Source organism: Acinetobacter sp. 228 (assembly GCF_048147885.1).
On record NZ_JAYWYV010000171.1, the window covers coordinates 1 to 1,632 of the forward strand.

General features: G+C 38.5%; 2 protein-coding genes. One reads left to right on the forward strand and one right to left on the reverse strand.

Annotated features, from left to right (window positions below):
- Window positions 1–850, forward strand: an 850-nt coding sequence (locus VXQ92_RS17040) for a GGDEF domain-containing protein (protein WP_416682614.1), incomplete at its 5' end; no start/stop codon positions are given.
- Here the strand turns inward: VXQ92_RS17040 and VXQ92_RS17045 are convergent.
- Window positions 842–1,632, reverse strand: a 791-nt coding sequence (locus VXQ92_RS17045; RefSeq protein ID WP_416682615.1) for a thioredoxin domain-containing protein, incomplete at its 5' end; no start/stop codon positions are given. The two genes, VXQ92_RS17040 and VXQ92_RS17045, sit on opposite strands and share 9 nt — an antisense overlap.

The window sequence follows — 1,632 nt, forward strand, 5'->3', positions numbered from 1 at the left end:
GATGTTGTGCCACGATGGATATTTAATTGGTAGTATCAGCCCTGCCACAATGGTGGGTTACGTAGGCACTATTGGCGTAGGTTTGGTTTTATTTGAAAGAAAAATTGTTTATAGCGCTTTTATACCTGCAACTATTATTCTAGCGGTATGTACATATTTAAGTATGAGAGGTACTGTGCCTTATGCCACTCTATTTAATTTTAAGGCTATGGAACATGCTCAAACCAATCCATTTTGGCTAGGAAGTATGTTGTTTTTTATTATGCCCATTTTAGTGGCGTGTTTTATTTTATTTGAAATATTGCTAACCCAATGGCGTCAACGAGAAACCTATATTCAACGTTTAAGCCAAATCGACCCGTTAACTAATGTCTTAAATAGACGAAGCTTAAATACCCATCTTGAAGCACTTCATGAGCAACGATTTGATTATGCAGTGATACTTCTTGATATCGATCATTTTAAAAAAATTAATGATATATACGGACATCACCAAGGTGATCAGGTTTTGATTGAAATTGCTCGGTGTCTTTCTGAAAACTTACGTAATGAAGATATTATTGGACGTTTTGGTGGAGAAGAATTTATTTTATTACTTCCTCATACTGATATTATTCAAGCAGAAAAAATTGCCGAACGTTGCCGGCAAGCTTTACAAGAATTGACTATCTTCAATAATCAAAATATCCAAATTCATGTAAGTGCCAGCTTTGGCATCAGCAGTTCCGCATTTGCAAATGACCCCTATCTTGTGATTAGACAAGCTGATCAAGCGCTCTATGCGGTAAAGGCCTCTGGGCGTAATCAAGTACGCACTTTTCACCAACTACCTCAGATCAAATCAATTTGAATCTTTAGCTTTTGATAAGCTTCCCAGCTGTTGTAAAAGCTCTTGCTGACTAAATGCGCCTGTTAAACGTAAAGAACGAATTTCTTGCTGTTGCTTGTTTAAAAAGAGATATGTAGGAGGCCCAAGAATATTCCATTGTTTGAGCAATGCTTCATGTGACTGGTCATAATGGCTCAAGTCAAGCTTAATAAGATAGTAAGGTGCAAGAGCCGTCTGAACCTCAGATGCTTTTAAAATACGATGTTCAATAGGCTGACAAGCCACGCACCAATCAGCATACACATCAACAACAATAGCCCGATCAGCAGGAGCTGCTGCTAAAATCTTTTGAAAGTCTGCTGCCGTGGTCGCCACATGCCACTCAGCCATATGCTCAGAATTTTGTAAGCTACGATTTTGAATATGTTGATACTGGTTATAAACCACAAATGGCGTTACCAATAAAAGCAGGAGCGCATAAAGCCACTGTAACTGTCCTTTTTTCCAAAAGAACTGATACAGCGCATAGATAATAAAAGCCAACCCAAGTATAAAACTAAGTGCTTGCATACCCCAATCTGGCAATAAAGGGCGAATGAAATAAAGGCTTAACCCCAACATCAGAAAAGCAAAAATCACTTTAATCTGATGCATCCAGTCGCCCGCTTTAGGTAAGAACTTTGCACCTAAAACACTCGCGATGAGTAAAGGTATTCCCATGCCAAAACCGAGACAGAATAAAAGCAAAGCACCTTGCCATTGGTTCTGGGTTTGAGAAATAAATAATAAAGTTCCAGCCAAAG